Source organism: Flagellimonas pacifica (assembly GCF_900215465.1).
Classification (GTDB): Bacteria; Bacteroidota; Bacteroidia; order Flavobacteriales; family Flavobacteriaceae; genus Flagellimonas; species Flagellimonas pacifica.
This window is the reverse complement of record NZ_OBEH01000004.1, coordinates 257,208-272,467: the sequence shown is the minus strand read 5'-3', so window position 1 is coordinate 272,467 and position 15,260 is coordinate 257,208. Positions and strand designations below refer to the sequence as shown.

The window sequence follows — 15,260 nt, the reverse complement described above, 5'->3', positions numbered from 1 at the left end:
AAAATGAAATCAACTTTAAAGGTTGGATTAATCTCCTTTTTACTCATACCCCTTCTTTTAGCTGGGCAACAATCCCCTTCAAGCATTAGTCATTCATTTTTTATTGCTGGGCCACAATTCACAGGAATTATTGGCGAAGCGGGTGAGGTAGTTTGGGATTCCAAGAAACCGAGTGCTAGAGATGGCTACGTGCTCAAAAATGGAAACATCTTGATTTGTTGGGCTGATGAGGTACGGGAGTACAACAAAAAAGGGGAAGTTATACTTAACTACAAAAGGTCGGAAGAAGATATGGAATTTGGTACTGCGGTTCGTCTTTCCAATGGCAATACGATGATTACCGAATCGGGAACACATCCAAGAATTGTTGAAATCAATAAAAAGGGTGAGGAGGTGAAAAGCATTCCGCTCCAACCTGAAACGGACAATGTGCATATGCAGACGCGAATGGCCAGAAAATTAAAGAATGGGAATTACCTAGTCCCGCATTTATTGGCCTTCGCAGTTAAGGAATACCAACCGGATGGAACCATTATAAACACTTTTAAAACTGATTTTGCAGAGTTTGGAGGTCGAAAAGCGGAGACATGGCCGTTTACAGCGATTCGGATGAAAAATGGCAATACCCTAGTCACGCTTACCCATGGGAATAGAGTTGTGGAATTGGATGCTAAGGGAGAAATCATCTGGCAGATAGATAATTCTATTTTTGAAGGAGACCCATTGGTTGATCCCTGTGGAGCACAACGATTGCCCAATGGCAATACCGTAATTGCAAGTTATGGCGCACAAAAAGGAATCAAGCTATTTGAAGTGGACAAAAACAAGAATATTGTATGGATCTATAAAGATCATAGGGCGCATCATTTTCAAATATTGACCACCAATGGTAAACCATTAAAAGGAGCACCGCTTAAGTAAAGAATGAATTTGTTTGATGTTTTGTTGAATAGTGGCGTAGCGGAAAGGCCTTCGGATTTTCTGATTTTTTTGGGCAGAATACATCCATTGGTCGTTCATTTGCCCATTGGGTTTTTGTTATTGGCCACTTTGGTAGAACTGGTTGTCAGAAAGCCAAAATTTCGACCCCTAAAAAATTACACACATTATTTATGGGGTTTGGGAAGTATAAGTGCTTTTGTGGCTGTGCTTTTCGGGTACTTTCTTTCCCTTTCAGGAGATTATAATGAGAATACACTGTTCTGGCATAAATGGCTGGGCATTGCAGTGTTCCTTTTTTCTCTTGTTTGTTATTTCGTTTACAAAAAACAATGGAAACTTCCGTTTTATGGAAGGCCTATTTTAATATCCCTGGTTGTATTTACCATTTTTTATACCGGTCATTTGGGTGGAAACCTTACCCATGGATCTACCTATCTGTTGGAATACGCTCCAAACGTTGTTCGGAATCTGGCCGGGATGCCCGATAAAGCTGTTCCTAGGGAAAAAGTGACGGTATTGGATTCTGCGGATGTGTACCTGGATTTGATTTCGCCTATAATGGACAGACGTTGTGTAAGCTGTCACAACGATGATAAAAAGAAAGGGGATTTGGATCTAACCTCTTATGCCAATCTTGCTTTGGGAGGAGAAAACGGTGAAGTTGTGGTTCCGGGAGACCCCAATACAAGTGATTTATACAGACGTATTACACTTCCCGAAACTCATGATGACTTTATGCCGACCGAGGGCAAACCTCCATTATCTGATGATGAGGTGGCCATAATTAGCTGGTGGATTCAGAAGAATGTGCCAGCCGAAGGCTATTTTACTGAAATGGGGCCGGATGAAAAAATGCGGGACTTGGTCGAAAAATACTTAGGTCTGGACAAGAACAATCTTTTGAGCCAGCAAGTTGAGGTGCCCAACAAAGCAGTTGTTGACTCATTGTTGAGCTATGGTTTTATCTTGAATCAATTGATGATGGACAATCATTTTTTGGAAGCAAACTTTAGTTTGAGCGAGCAGGAATTGAATGATCAAGCGCTAAAAACGCTGTTTGGATTAAAAGACCAGATTATTTGGCTGAACTTGAGCAATTCTGGAATCAAAAATACCCATTTGGAACAAGTAGGGCAATTGGAAAACTTGATAAAGTTGAACCTGGGCAGTAATACAATTTCTGATGATGGGTTGGCGCATTTGTCCCAATTGCAAAACTTGGAATCGATTAACCTGTATAAAACCGGTGTTTCTGATGGATTGGTTTGGCTTATTCCCAAACTCCCCAATTTAAAAAGACTTTACCTTTCAGAATCCAAAGTAGATAGCGCAACGGTAGCTCAGCTTCGAAAGGAATATCCAGATTTGAAGATAGTCTTTGAAGAAAAGCCTTAAGGCCTTAACTTCACGCGCATCAATTTAGGACCACAGGTGATGTACAAGACTTCTTCTTTATCATCTAGAACACAGTTAGTATTAAACTCATCATTTAAAATAGTGCCCAAATGTTTTCCATCAGGATTTAAAATATAAACCCCACCAGGACCCGTGGCAAAAATGATTCCATTTTTATTGACCTTCAATCCATCTGGATGGCCCTTTTCTTTGGGAGCATTACCTGTAGCGTTAAAAAACTTTCTACCATTAGAGATAACTCCATTTTCATCCACATCGGCAGCTACCCAAATGGCATTTTGCCAATCTGCGTTGGCAATATAAACGGTTTTCTCATTGGGCGAAAAAGCAATGCCATTGGGACTGGAAAGGGTGTCGGTCACAACTTCGATTTCTCCTTTTGGAGTTATACTGTAAACGGCAGCCTTTAAACCACCTTCTTCAACGGGAGGTGGGTCGGACATAATCATATTTCCATTAGAGTGGAAGGTGGCGTCATTGGTATTGTTAAATCTGATGCCGTTATAATTGTTTACAAATACATTAAAATCATTGATGGGCTTACTAATTGAACTTTTCATTCGCACAGCTTCGCCATGTCCGTATCGTAAAATGACCAATGAATCATTTTGATCTACCAAAAGCGCACTGGGCCCTGGCTTATTCGGATTAGCATCCTTCATATCAAGATATAACGTAACGCTGTCTTTTTCGGTCCACTGATATAGTTTTTGATGCCCAACATCGGTATAGATAAGCTTTTGTTCATCCTTGAGCCAAATAGGTCCTTCAGACCAGGAATGTCCATTGGATAAGACTTCAATGACCGCATTGGGTGAAATGACCTCATCCAAGGCTTTATCCAATCGTTCAATTTTGCCAACGGTTTGGAAGGTCTTTGGTTGCGATTCAGTCTTTTTCTTTTCATCGCATGCGGCTAAGATCATAACAATTACGAGCAGACTTAAAATTTTGTGGATTGAATTCATTGATCAATTGATTTTTATTGTGTCGACTTGTATGGGCCGGTTTTCTTTCAGGGATTTATTGGCGGCCTTGGCCAATATCATGGCCTTGAGACCATCCTCACCAGAAACGGGCATTGGTTTGTTATGTTGGAGGGCATCAACAAAGACCTTTATTTCTTCAAGATAAGAAGCCTCGTAACGATCCATGAAAAAATTTAAATGGTGATCCAATAAGATACCGTCTTCTGTGGCCATTTGCAGATTACTTTTTAGAGGATTGTCCACTTTGATGACGCCTTTAGATCCAAAAACCTCCAAACGCTGATCATACCCATATTTGGACTCACGGCTATTTTCAATGGTAGCAATAGCGCCATTTTCAAATTTCAACAAAACTGTAGCACTGTCAATATCTCCAGCTTCTCCGATGGCAGGGTCAACCAGACAATTGCCATAGGCAAAAACTTCAACCACTTCACATCCCATGATAAACCTGGCCATATCAAAATCATGAATGGTCATATCCTTGAACAGACCGCCGGATTTTTTGATATAAGAGATAGGAGGGGGCTGGGGGTCTCTGCTAATGATATGTAAATTGCGCAAACTTCCAATTTTACCTTTGGAAATTGCAGTCTTGACTTTGGCAAAATTAGTGTCAAACCGTTGATTGAAACCAATCATAAGTGGAACATTCAAATTAGCAATGACGTGTATGGTTTCACTAGCTTTTTTTAGGGATTTATCAATGGGTTTTTCGCAGAATACTGCTTTTCCAGCTTGGGCAGCCATTACCGCATATTCGGAATGTGTATCGCTAGGTGAACTGATGACAACGGCGTCAATTTCAGAGTTTTCAATTATGGTGTTTATGTCATCCGAAACATCTCTGACCCCATAATTTAGTGCAAATTTTTGACCTTTCGCCCCTGGGTTGACCGCCGCAATCAAGTCTACCCCTTTAATTTTTCTGGAAAGGTTCTCGAGGTGGATTTTCCCCATTCTTCCCACCCCAATAATTCCAATTTTTATCATGCGGCTTGGTTTATATAAAAATACGTTTCACAGACAACTATTGCAACTGGATTTTGTTGTGAAAATGAGGGTTATGGAAGATTTGGGCATAATAATTACCAAATGTGCAACCAAGTACACAACAGTTGGGCTTTGTAATGATAAAAGTCATTAAAAATCAATACAGCGTAGAGTAGATTTATATATTATGAGGTACAAGTAAAAATAACATGACAATGTGGAAGTATATAATAGCTTGGTTTCTTATGATTTTTGTTGCGATGGCAAACGGTTTGTTTAGGGAGAAATTCTTATCAAACCGCCTTACTGAGCTTCAAGCGCATCAGATATCCACTGTGAGTATGATTGTGCTTTTTGGTATATATGTTTGGATACTATTTAAGTTATGGTTGCCAACGTCTGCCAATCAGGCTATAATTATTGGCGTGCTATGGCTAGTCCTCACCGTAGTTTTTGAGTTTTTATTTGGCCACTATGTAGTTGGACATTCGTGGAATAAACTGTTCCACGATTATAATATAGTACAAGGACGGGTTTGGGTTTTAGTGCTTATTTGGATTACTATTTCACCTTATATTATATATCAAATACAAAAGTAATACGGTTTTTAGAAGTAGGTGAGAATAAGTAAATACTAACGCTCTGCCATGATTTCGTTGTGGAATTATCCGCAGGATTCTTTCCGTTGTAACTGCAATGAGCTATACACATTGTTTGGCTTAGTATTTTTTATTTATAATCTAAATCAGGTCTTTTTCCCAATTGCCACATTAAAATTCCACCAGTTAGAAACATCCATATGGCATAGGCTCCTATTGGAATACCCATTTCTACATTATTTAATATAGAAGTTGCAATTACAAGTGCTAAGGTTCCATTTTGTATGCCACTCTCAATTGTGATTGAAATAGCATTTTTTAAATTTAATTTAAATAACCGAGCGGTGAGATATCCTAATCCCATTGTCGCAATATTAAGTAATAATGTCACTAGTCCTGCTTCTTTCATTCCATCTATTAGTTTATCCGCATTGGCAGCTAATACAGCGATAAATACTAATATAAAAATTACAGTTGAAGCAGTTCGCATTGGTTTTTCCATTCGTTTTGCAAAATTGGTTTTGTGTTTCCGAATGAACATTCCTATCGAAATAGGAATCACTGTGATTCCCATTATTTGTATTATAGTATCTATTATTGGTAATTTGATTATAACATCTGTGTTACTGCCAAAATACTCTAATGCATAAGATAGAATAAACGGTATGGTCAAGATACTTACAATACTGGCAATAGCAGTTAATGTGACCGATAATGCAATATTTCCTTTACAAACTTGTGTTATCAAATTACTGGTTGGGCCACCAGGGCAACTTGCTAAAATCATTAATCCAACTGCCATTACAGGGTTTAGACTAAAAGCTATAGCTAGTAAAAAACCAATAATAGGTAAAAATATAAGTTGATTGGTAAGTCCAATTAAAATTGCTTTGGGATATTTTATAATTCTAGTAAAATCGGCTGGAATTAAAGTCATTCCCATACCTAGCATTATAATAGCAAGAGATAATGGTAAGAATACTTTACTAATAAGTTCGGCTATAGTCATAAGTTGATTAATTATTTAAAGTTCTATGTGCTAATTGGCCCTTGGTTAGTTGTATGGTGCATATCCCTTAAGGCATGTGCTATACACCTTGTTAGCGCCAGTTTTTTATTTCTTTTCTTTCCGTAAAATTTTCTCCATTTTACGCCCTTTGGCCAATTCATCAATCAGCTTTTCCATACGTCTACATTGTTTATACACTTCAAATTCATCTTCTATTTCTTCAATTCGATAGCCACAAACAACTCCTTTAATCATGTGTGTATTGGGATGGATTTTTGCTTTTTCAAAAAACGTTCTAAATGTTGCTTTCTCTGTAATAAGTGTTTGTAATTTATCTTCATCAAAACCAGTTAACCACTCTATTACTTGATGGAACTCTTCTTTAGTTCTACCATGCTTTTCCAATCTATTCCAGTAAAGGGGGTAAACAGATGCAAAGACCATATTAGCAACTTTTTCATTTTTTTCAGCTGTAACCTTCATTTTTTGCAATTTTAAATTAGAGCTAATTGGCTTTGTGGGGCTTACCAGAGAAGCCATCATTTTCGCCTCATGGGTTATAAATATAGTTGATGGTTGTGCCTTTTGCCAGTTTTCTGTTATAAATATATAGGAAAGGGTACTTGGTCTTGAAGCTGGGTATACAAGCCCATTGACGAGGGTGGGCAAAAGGCGAGGGATATGGTAACGCGATTTTGCACACCCGAAGGGACATCTCCGTCAACTAATGGTTGTAAGCCCTTCATATTATTAAATCAATTGCTTTCCCAGTCTTTATTCGCCAAAACTATAGAAGTTTGAACTTGCCTTTCCGGGATTGACCAATAGGTTTTCAATAATTTATTTTTTTCTTCATTCGATAAAATTCTGAAATCATATTTTTTGTAGAAACTAATTGCCCAAGACGCATCTGCCCAAGTTCCAATTAAAATTGGTGTTTCGGCCTTGTTAATTAAATGGTTCAATAGTTTCCCGCCAATTCCTTTCTGTCTTGCAGAAGTTCTAACATAAGCATGTCGTATTAGGGTTACTTCGGCTTTAAATTGTATACCCATTACACCTATAATTTTATTGTTTTCTTTGTAATTCCAAAATTCAACACCCTCATTTATTTGCGTTTCCAATTCCTCTTTTGACATATAAGGTTCTTTCCATCTATCGTCAGGGATAATTCCTTTGTAGGCAATTGAAGCATCATTGATTATTTCATATATGGTGTCAAAATCTTTTTTTTCATCACTTTCAATTATCATTCTTGAATTTTTAATGTTCGATAACCACTTTGTTCAAAGATGGTTGTATGATTAAGCATTTAATTGAAGACCTTTTTTAGGTTTTGGAAGTGGTAATTTTACTCTTTTACATCTGGTATTTTGGTAAAGGGTTTAATACCAAAAGCAGGGTAGACCTCACTTGGATAATAGAATGTGCCCGCTCTGGATACCAGCGAAATAGTTTTAATGGCTTTAATGTCCTCAACCGGGTTCCCAGGAATTAGAAAAAAATCGGCGAGTGCATTGGGTTCAATTATTCCAAGATTTTCATCTCCAAGATATTGGGCCATATCATAGGTGGCCAGTTTTAAAAGTTCGGCGGGAGTATATCCTAATTGTTGATACAACTCCAGTTCACGATGGTAGAAGAAAGATCCACCCAAGTCAGTACCCGGGATAATAGTGATTCCTTTGTCTTTCATCATTTTTAGGGTCTCTACAATTTTATCAAAACCTTCTCGATAAGCTTTGTCATCTTCTGGAGAAGCCACATCGGCCAGAGCCACTTTGTATCCGCGTTGCGAGTTTGGAGGCATATGATCTATAAAATCTTTGGTTCCCTCCCAGATTTCACCGTTTCTTGCTTTCATCAAAACTTCATGAATTGCCAGTGTTGGGTCCATCGCAGTTTTGTTGGATACAAATAAGTCCATGGATTCTTGCACTTTTGGACTGTTTAGGTCTAAACCTGGAAATCGTTTTAAAGCAGTTAATCGAAGCAAGGTGCGTGTATCTTCATGCGGCTCCAATACCCAACCCAACATGGTTTGATTAATATGTGTCATTTCATCGAAACCAGCTCGCAACATCGCATTGGCGTTGGAGAAAGCTGGAACATGACCACATACGAACATTCCGTACTCATGAGCTTTTTTAACTATCGCAGGTGCCCAATCCCCATTCATGGAATTGTATAGTTTTACACCATAAAAACCCATTTCATGATAACGATCCACAGCAGCTAAAGCCTCTGCCTCACTAGAGACCAAAATTCCATTATTTGCGCTGTATTCACTTTGCCCTTCAATAAAACCTAAACGATGCACTCTTGGTCCAGCCAAAATACCAGTATCTATTTTTTTGATCAACTCATCCAATACGGCATTGTCATTTCCCATGTCTCTGAAAGAGGTAATTCCGGCCAAAACATTCAATAAAGCTCCTTCATCTCCCGTATGGGCATGCATTTCGTACATTCCGGCCACCAAGGTGCCTTCAGCTCCATCAACAACAACTTCATCTGTGCCTGCTGAATTAGGGGCATCAATACTTACAATTCGTTCTCCATCAACCAATACCGACGACAGCGGTGTAAGTGCCAAAGTTTTGGGGTCAAATATTCTTACGTTGTCAATTCGTACTTTTTTTCCATAATTATGAGCGTACTTTTTTTGTAATGATTCAAATCGTTCAGTGGAATATTTTTCGGCATAGGCCCTGAGTTCTTTTTCTTTTGCTTCAAACCCTTCGCGGACAATAACAAATGATGGGCTTATGATTGCGAACAATCGTTGATTATTGTCGGCAATAAAATAAGAAGGGTTCATGTCTGCTCCGGACATAGCGTAGGTTGTTATGTCTATACTAGTAGAATCGACCACAATATTGGTTTTTTCCATCTCCGTAAGCCGAAGTGTGCCTCCTGGGAGCACATCTGCTGATTGATTAGGTGATTTGAGCAGGCTACGGGCCATAAGAATCTCTGCATAAGGGCTTCCTGACTGGTTCACGTACCAGGCGGCTTTGTCCAGGTTAGTGCTATCACTTCCGGTAGCGTCTGTCCAAGAAGCGAAGGTTCCGTTCCATTCATAATGCTCATCTACGGCGTTTCCAAAGGTGGTATTTCCGGCAATGTTCCATTGAACGGGAAAGCCTTTTTTGTTTAATACAATAGTCTCGTTCATGGTGGGGCCGCGACCATTGTTTTTGTAATCGTAATCTATTTGGATAGTGTCTCCAATGGTATGCGTTTTAAGATGTCCTATAGTGGTGCTGCCAAAAATTACCGAATAGGTTTCATCACCTTGGTAATCGACCAAAGAAGAAACTATTGAAGATTCTTGTTTACAGGAAATTAGAAGCAATAAGATAAATGGTAAGTAGAGAAATTGGACTTTCATGATCAATTGAATTTGAATAATGTATGGAAGATAGTAATTCATATGGTTACGCCCATACTTATTTCAAGTGCTATAGGAAATGAGATAGCTAAAAAATCCTGAATACTGTTGTTTTAAATAAAAAACCCTTCAAAATCAGTTGATTAAGAAGGGTTTCTGTACTCGAGGCGGGACTTGAACCCGCACGGGCAAATGCCCACAGGATTTTAAGTTCTACCCTTTTTGGGCTAGCATGGCTCTAAATGGTCTTATAATCAGCTGATTATATTAATTTCAGTAGTTTTTCAAACCATTAAAATACGAGTAAAACCACTATTTGTTGTACCTATGTTGTACCTTTGGGTTAAACATTACAACTGTGGCATCGAGTATAAAAGTAACCCTTCGCAAGAAACCTAACAAACAAGGGCAGTATCCTCTTGTTATTCGAATTACTAAAGAAAGGCGTTCAACTTATCTTTATACGGGTCAGTACATAAACCTCAAGTATTGGGATGAAGTAAATAAGATAGTTCGCAAATCACATCCCAATTCGGTAAGATTAAACAATCTTCTGCTTACTAAATTAGCCGAGGCAAATAAAACACTACTTACTTTGACCTCGGATAAAACGGATTTCTCTTCCCAAACCATAAAAAAAGAAATTACTACGCCTTTATCAAAAGTTTCATTTAAACAGGTTGCTGATTCTTATCTGAAAGAACTGAATGTCAATAAAAAACTCAATCGTTATATTACGGATAAGGCGCGTATTGGTCATGTGATGCGTTTTGCAAATAATAATCAAATTACCTTCAAAGAAATTGATGAAGCTTTTCTAAGACGCTTTATGAGCTACTTAAAAGGAGAGAGAAAGTTGTCCCAACGCAGCGTGATTAATACCTTGATTGTCATACGAACCCTCTATAATCGTGCTATTAAGCAGGGTATTATTGAGCGCAAACATTATCCTTTCGGTAAAGATAAAATCCGCATTAAGTTCCCGGAAACTGAAAAAGTCGGTTTAACCAAAGAAGAGATTCAAGACATTGAAGCGTTAGATACTTTAACTGCGCAAGAAACCCATGTGCGCAATGTCTGGCTCTTTAGTTTTTATCTGGCAGGAATGCGAGTTGGGGATGTGATCAATATACGATGGTCTGATATCTATGATGGTCGTCTGCATTATCGCATGAGTAAAAATGCAAAACTTTTATCCTTAAAGCTTCCCGAAAAAGTCATCCCCATTCTAGAGCATTACAAGAACGACAAAAATAACGAGGATGATTTTATCTTTCCTGAAATGAAAAAGGCAAATTTGAAGAGTGCGCAAGATGTCTTGGCTAAAACAAAAACGGCAACTAAAAAATTTAACAAATACCTGTCAAGACTTGCTAACAAAGCAAATATTGATAAAAAACTGACTATGCATATTGCCCGTCACAGCTTTGGCAATATTGCGGGTGAAGCAATCCCTCTTCAAATGTTGCAAAAGCTTTATCGTCATACATCTATTACAACGACAATTAACTACCAAGCCAACTTTATGCATCAAGATACTGATGATGCCTTAGATAGGGTTATTAATTTCTAATTTTACTTTTACGGACCAGTAACTATTTAAGTCGCGGCTCTACTTAATTCAAATATAGTTCATTCATGCCCATGACCCTGCGGAAGTCGTGCAACCCTTCCACTCCAATCCTCCCTTGCGGACACGCTTCGCCGGTCCTCCCGTGAAGTCATTCCGTTCCAGTTTTGCACGACCCCCTCGGCACCGCGCAAAAGCCCAAGCGGTAGAAAAAACCGCTTGCCCTTTCTTCTCCCTGCCCATAAAAAATGCGATATTGAATTGACTCTTTTATCGATTTCCTTCAAATAAACGAGTTCCAAATGGTCTATTATAGGAGGTCTTTTGGTCTTAAATGGTCTCTATTGGTCTCATATGGTTTTACGATATAATATATTGATTATAAGTTAGTTATATTCAAAATCTATTATATATATTTATCCGTGAAACGGATAGCGAGGTGTATTCTAAGTAACTTAGAATTGTCTACTTCTTGCGAAGTGTTTTGCCCTGAAAAGCAACGAATATGGAACAACGCAAAAGAGGCCGAAAACGATTGGGAAATAAGAAGCGGTACCATAACGTAATGCTTCGTTTTAACGATACGGAATACGATAAATTGAGAAAAATCTGCGCAGCCTATAATTTGGATATTTCTGAAAGGGGAGTAATAAGTCCTTTGCTTAGAAGATTGGTCTTGAAACAGGAGTCCGTAGAAAGGGATATGCTTCCCGACACTTCAAATCTTGCCTACCATATCAACAAGATCGGCAACAACATCAACCAACTCGTCAAGATTGCGCACCACAAGAACCTGAGAAGTCCGAATTCGAACCTCGAACGGGAAATTAAACAGGCTAACGACCTGCTATACTTACTTGTCGAAATAACAATGGAAGAAAAAACAGGATGATAGCAAAAATCATTTATGGCGAAACCTGTCAGGGGACATTGAACTACGTCTTCGGAAAGGAAGGTATGCGAATACTTGGTTACGGCAACACGTTTTCCCAAAGCATATCGCCAAAGTTCTTCGGTAACGTGCTCCATTTTCAGGGACAGCGCAACGATACCAAAAACCGCTATGCACATATCAGCCTGAACCTTCCGCACGGGGAACACCTTGACGACGGTACTTTCCTAAAAATCTCCGAAGAGTACATGGAAAATATGGGCTACCGGAGGCAGCCCTATGTAGTTGTCAGGCACCACGATACCAAACACGAGCATGTCCATATCGTTACCACCAATGTAAAAGAAGATGGAAAAGTACTCGGAATCTTCAATAGCCATAGAAGGAGCATAGCGACACGGCAGTACCTCGAAAAAAAGTATGGTCTGTTTCAGGCACCAACAACGAAACAGAAAAGGCAACTCCCGATATACCGATTACCCGAGTTACAGTTCGAGATGGATGCGGAAAAAGGAACGAAATATTATTTGCAGGACGTGCTGAACGGTATCAACCAAAAATACAAGGTGCGCAGTTTCGAGGAACTCGCAAAACTGGTCAAGCCCTATCATATTGATGTTAAACAAACCAAAAGCGAATCGGGAAGGATAGGGGTAGCGTTTGGTCTGAACAATCAAAAAGGCTACCGGACAAGGTTCATCAACGGCTCTGCCGTACACCGAGGATTGAGCGGTCCGAAACTGCAAAAGGTCTTTGACCTACATTCCAAATCGAGACTGCTCCCGATGCACAGGAAACGCCTGTTGAAACAGATAGAGACCACCTATGGTCTTTTTAAAACTATCCGTCCGACTGAAATAGAAGATGTTCTCAAAGAATATCACGATATCGACATAAAATTGGACAAAAACGAAGAAGTTATCGAGGGATATACAATCTATGACAAATCGGGATATGTTTTCAGGGCAAGGGAGCTTGGGAAAAACATCCGAATGCAAAACCGAAAGGATATTTTTAGCAACGGCAACGAACCCACGCAATTCGATACAGAAAGCAAACAGTTCAAACTGGAAATCCAAAAAGTCATAAAGGAGGCATTGACAACATCCTATCTGAAATCCCAGAAACAGGAAGGATTGCTTTCGGAACATATCATGACCATGAACTTCGGCGATATTGTTCCCAACTTGACGGCCTCAAAAAACCATAATTTCTTGGAACGTTATATCCCAAGAAATCGAAGGACCGAATTCAGGAAAGCGGTTGAAAATACCTTTCCCATGGTCAGGGAAAGATTGTATGAACTGGAGACCAAAAAAGAAAAGGAAACCCTGGAAAACAAATTCAAGCTCATTGGTAACGTATTGAGAAAAGAGGTTTTTAATGTCGGCACGAAGCAAGGAAGCGTTCGTCTTTTGTTCCAATCCTTGGGCGTAAAATATAACAACAACAAGTTGTCCTTTACCAATTCGAACAAGCATTCGGTTCCCGTTCCCTTAAATCATTTGCCCTTCCCCGAGAATATGGAAAAACATGTGTCTTCGGGCTTTGTGCGCCAAAACCATTTGATGCTCGAAATGTTATCGGAACAATCTTCTGACAATAGCCCCAAACCAATGGCATCGACCATTTTCCTACCAATGATATTCCCGAAACTCTATGATAAAATGAATCCTGTTTACAAAAAGCAATTTGAAAGTGTCGCCTTAGGCTCGTATGTCAAACATGCCGAACGGATGCACGCCCCCTTTGAAAAATCAGCGAAGGACTATATCGCCTTTTTCAATGCCAAGGGGTTCTATTTTGTAAAAGGGGCGAAGGGGTTCGAAATCAAATCCATTTATATAAACAACAAAACAAGTTGCCCATTGCCGAAAAGAACTAGCCAGTATTTGCGTTCAATACCCGATTTGAACGAAGCATTAAAAGAACAGCAACCCGTCATCAATGGACTTATTGAAGAGGGCCGGAACAATCTCGAAAATCTATGGGCGGGACATCTAATGGAAAGGGGAATGTACGACAAGGTCGCCTTTATGCTAACGGCGGAAAAAGTGTACCCGAACCTGCACCGGGAAATGGTGCAGCATCATATGGATAGCGGACTTCGCGAAAGTGTGAACACAGCATCAGCGAGGCATTACAATATCCAACAAAATAGACTACTCAGAAAAGGTGTTTATGCCGTTAGTTCCTTATTGAGCGGAAGCGGCAAGAAAACCGAAGAAGTCTATAACGGCTTCAAAGACGAGTTTTCGGATTTTACGAAACCAAAAAGGAAAGGCATGGGTATGGGGCTTCCGTGGTAAAACTTGAAGAGGTGTTTTTGATATGGGATTTTGCGCCCTGTCGGGCGCTTTTTTGTGGATAGGGAGAGAAAAGGTATGGTGTGCCGAGCAAAGGTATGGTTGCGCCCTACAGAGTTTCTTCTTAACGCTTATCTGCCTGAACGCTAAAGAAACTCCGCAGGATCCACGCGCAGGTTAGTTATGGTAAGATTTGGGATTAAAATTGATGCCAAAGCTCCCGAATTGATGAAAGTTTTTCTCTTACTACCCTAAACATCAAAAAAAATTGAGATAAGAAAGCACTTTTTTTAAAAGTTGGCATAGCCGGAGCTATGAGTATTGCAGATGCAAATCTACATTTCACTTTTTGTCAAACCCGCAGTAAAAGCTTTTGGATTTGTTTTTTTATCGAAAGTAAAAACCCAAAGATATTGCGACTTCATATAATATACGGAAGCCTTTTGATACAGAACTTACCCCGCATTTCTTATAGGACTTGTGGTACTTTCGCAGTTTTATTTTTCTTTTAGCATAATTTGAACTTGTTCAGCAATTATTTTGCATTTAACCGGTTCCACGTGAATTCCAAAAGCCTGATTTAAAACAGTAGTTATCATTTTACTTATCTGATCCACCGTATTGTTTTTTTTTATATGAAACAGGATATCGGTCGCTTCAATTTCATAATTATTTAAGTCGCTTATTTGAGCCGATTGACTTCCGAGTGGATTCCATTCGGTTAATAAAGCTTGTACTTTAACTATATGTTCTTCATTCATTTTATGTCAGATACAAATTGAGACCGAGCCTTCCCGTCAATTTTCAATCCTCGATTCGAACAGTATTTTTTTAATTCGTTCAAATCAACAGCAAAATCGTTTACGACCAAACCTTGGGAAGTCAGGTTTCTTTTTGCTATTAAATATGATTTATGCCATTCTTTCCAAGTATCGTGCATGCTGTCCCTGTCGTCGATCATTTCCAAGAATTTTCTCCAATCTTTTTTTCGATAATATGCTAAATTGACCTCCATAATTCATTCTTCAAATTATATCCTAAAAAAGTGTAAACTATGTCCGTTTAACTTTGTAAACTATGTGCCTTTAACGTACCAAATGGCTACCAACGGTATCGTGTATGAGTAGTAGCGGATTTCTACTCACAAACC

Annotated in this window: 13 protein-coding genes; 5 read left to right on the top strand and 8 right to left on the bottom strand. The window is 39.0% G+C overall.

Annotated features, from left to right (window positions below; all coding sequences use genetic code 11):
• The first annotated feature begins 3 nt into the window (after positions 1 to 3).
• Both CRO15_RS13865 and CRO15_RS13860 read left to right on the top strand, forming a co-directional pair.
• Positions 4 to 921 carry a beta-propeller domain-containing protein gene (locus tag CRO15_RS13865; RefSeq protein WP_097046641.1) on the top strand — a complete coding sequence of 306 codons (918 nt, stop codon included), beginning with the start codon at positions 4 to 6 and terminating at the stop codon, positions 919 to 921.
• 3 nt (positions 922 to 924) lie between these two features.
• On the top strand, positions 925 to 2,337 hold the full coding sequence (locus tag CRO15_RS13860) for a c-type cytochrome domain-containing protein (RefSeq protein WP_097046438.1): 1,413 nt from the start codon (positions 925 to 927) through the stop codon (positions 2,335 to 2,337).
• Here the strand turns inward: CRO15_RS13860 and CRO15_RS13855 are convergent.
• The 6 genes from CRO15_RS13855 to CRO15_RS13825 form a co-directional block, all read right to left on the bottom strand.
• Positions 2,334 to 3,326 carry an SMP-30/gluconolactonase/LRE family protein gene (locus CRO15_RS13855; protein ID WP_097046437.1) on the bottom strand — a complete coding sequence of 331 codons (993 nt, stop codon included), beginning with the start codon at positions 3,324 to 3,326 and terminating at the stop codon, positions 2,334 to 2,336. The two genes, CRO15_RS13860 and CRO15_RS13855, sit on opposite strands and share 4 nt — an antisense overlap.
• A gap of 3 nt (positions 3,327 to 3,329) precedes the next feature.
• Entirely contained in the window at positions 3,330 to 4,340 is a 1,011-nt protein-coding gene (gene iolG / locus CRO15_RS13850; protein ID WP_097046436.1) for an inositol 2-dehydrogenase, read from the bottom strand.
• 729 nt (positions 4,341 to 5,069) lie between these two features.
• Positions 5,070 to 5,948, bottom strand: coding sequence for a bile acid:sodium symporter family protein (locus CRO15_RS13840; RefSeq protein WP_097046434.1), 879 nt, complete (start codon positions 5,946 to 5,948; stop codon positions 5,070 to 5,072).
• Between the two features lie 105 nt (positions 5,949 to 6,053).
• Entirely contained in the window at positions 6,054 to 6,431 is a 378-nt protein-coding gene (locus CRO15_RS13835; RefSeq protein ID WP_097046640.1) for a DUF2200 domain-containing protein, read from the bottom strand.
• A 272-nt stretch (positions 6,432 to 6,703) separates the two neighbouring features.
• Positions 6,704 to 7,201: a GNAT family N-acetyltransferase gene (locus tag CRO15_RS13830; RefSeq protein WP_097046433.1), complete on the bottom strand. Its 498-nt coding sequence runs from the start codon at positions 7,199 to 7,201 to the stop codon at positions 6,704 to 6,706.
• Positions 7,202 to 7,299: 98 nt separating this feature from the next.
• On the bottom strand, positions 7,300 to 9,342 hold the full coding sequence (locus CRO15_RS13825; protein ID WP_097046639.1) for an amidohydrolase family protein: 2,043 nt from the start codon (positions 9,340 to 9,342) through the stop codon (positions 7,300 to 7,302).
• Between the two features lie 358 nt (positions 9,343 to 9,700).
• Here CRO15_RS13825 and CRO15_RS13820 point away from each other — a divergent pair, with 358 nt between their 5' ends.
• The 3 genes from CRO15_RS13820 to CRO15_RS13810 all read left to right on the top strand — a co-directional run bounded on the left by CRO15_RS13820 (position 9,701) and on the right by CRO15_RS13810 (position 14,113).
• A complete protein-coding gene (locus tag CRO15_RS13820; protein WP_097046432.1) occupies positions 9,701 to 10,915 on the top strand; it encodes a site-specific integrase in 1,215 nt (404 codons plus the stop codon).
• A 502-nt stretch (positions 10,916 to 11,417) separates the two neighbouring features.
• Positions 11,418 to 11,804 carry a hypothetical protein gene (locus CRO15_RS13815; protein ID WP_097046431.1) on the top strand — a complete coding sequence of 129 codons (387 nt, stop codon included), beginning with the start codon at positions 11,418 to 11,420 and terminating at the stop codon, positions 11,802 to 11,804.
• Positions 11,801 to 14,113 carry a relaxase/mobilization nuclease domain-containing protein gene (locus tag CRO15_RS13810; RefSeq protein WP_097046430.1) on the top strand — a complete coding sequence of 771 codons (2,313 nt, stop codon included), beginning with the start codon at positions 11,801 to 11,803 and terminating at the stop codon, positions 14,111 to 14,113. Before CRO15_RS13815 ends, CRO15_RS13810 begins: the two co-directional genes overlap by 4 nt.
• Positions 14,114 to 14,607: 494 nt before the next feature.
• Here the strand turns inward: CRO15_RS13810 and CRO15_RS13805 are convergent, their stop codons facing one another.
• A complete protein-coding gene (locus CRO15_RS13805) occupies positions 14,608 to 14,871 on the bottom strand; it encodes a DUF1871 family protein (RefSeq protein WP_097046429.1) in 264 nt (87 codons plus the stop codon).
• On the bottom strand, positions 14,868 to 15,125 hold the full coding sequence (locus CRO15_RS13800; protein ID WP_097046428.1) for a hypothetical protein: 258 nt from the start codon (positions 15,123 to 15,125) through the stop codon (positions 14,868 to 14,870). The genes CRO15_RS13805 and CRO15_RS13800 overlap by 4 nt, the downstream gene beginning before the upstream one ends.
• Between the last annotated feature and the right edge of the window lie 135 nt (positions 15,126 to 15,260).

What these genes read in the sequence shown, in the direction of transcription:
- CRO15_RS13860 (WP_097046438.1), top strand. Translation starts at nt 925, where the DNA reads ATGAATTTGTTTGATGTTTTGTTGAATAGTGGCGTAGCGGAAAGGCCT.
- CRO15_RS13810 (WP_097046430.1), top strand. Translation starts at nt 11,801, where the DNA reads ATGATAGCAAAAATCATTTATGGCGAAACCTGTCAGGGGACATTGAAC.
- CRO15_RS13815 (WP_097046431.1), top strand. Translation starts at nt 11,418, where the DNA reads ATGGAACAACGCAAAAGAGGCCGAAAACGATTGGGAAATAAGAAGCGG.
- CRO15_RS13835 (WP_097046640.1), bottom strand. Translation starts at nt 6,431, where the DNA reads ATGAAGGTTACAGCTGAAAAAAATGAAAAAGTTGCTAATATGGTCTTT.
- CRO15_RS13865 (WP_097046641.1), top strand. Translation starts at nt 4, where the DNA reads ATGAAATCAACTTTAAAGGTTGGATTAATCTCCTTTTTACTCATACCC.
- CRO15_RS13800 (WP_097046428.1), bottom strand. Translation starts at nt 15,125, where the DNA reads ATGGAGGTCAATTTAGCATATTATCGAAAAAAAGATTGGAGAAAATTC.
- CRO15_RS13825 (WP_097046639.1), bottom strand. Translation starts at nt 9,342, where the DNA reads ATGAAAGTCCAATTTCTCTACTTACCATTTATCTTATTGCTTCTAATT.
- CRO15_RS13840 (WP_097046434.1), bottom strand. Translation starts at nt 5,948, where the DNA reads ATGACTATAGCCGAACTTATTAGTAAAGTATTCTTACCATTATCTCTT.
- CRO15_RS13855 (WP_097046437.1), bottom strand. Translation starts at nt 3,326, where the DNA reads ATGAATTCAATCCACAAAATTTTAAGTCTGCTCGTAATTGTTATGATC.
- CRO15_RS13830 (WP_097046433.1), bottom strand. Translation starts at nt 7,201, where the DNA reads ATGATAATTGAAAGTGATGAAAAAAAAGATTTTGACACCATATATGAA.
- CRO15_RS13805 (WP_097046429.1), bottom strand. Translation starts at nt 14,871, where the DNA reads ATGAATGAAGAACATATAGTTAAAGTACAAGCTTTATTAACCGAATGG.
- iolG (WP_097046436.1), bottom strand. Translation starts at nt 4,340, where the DNA reads ATGATAAAAATTGGAATTATTGGGGTGGGAAGAATGGGGAAAATCCAC.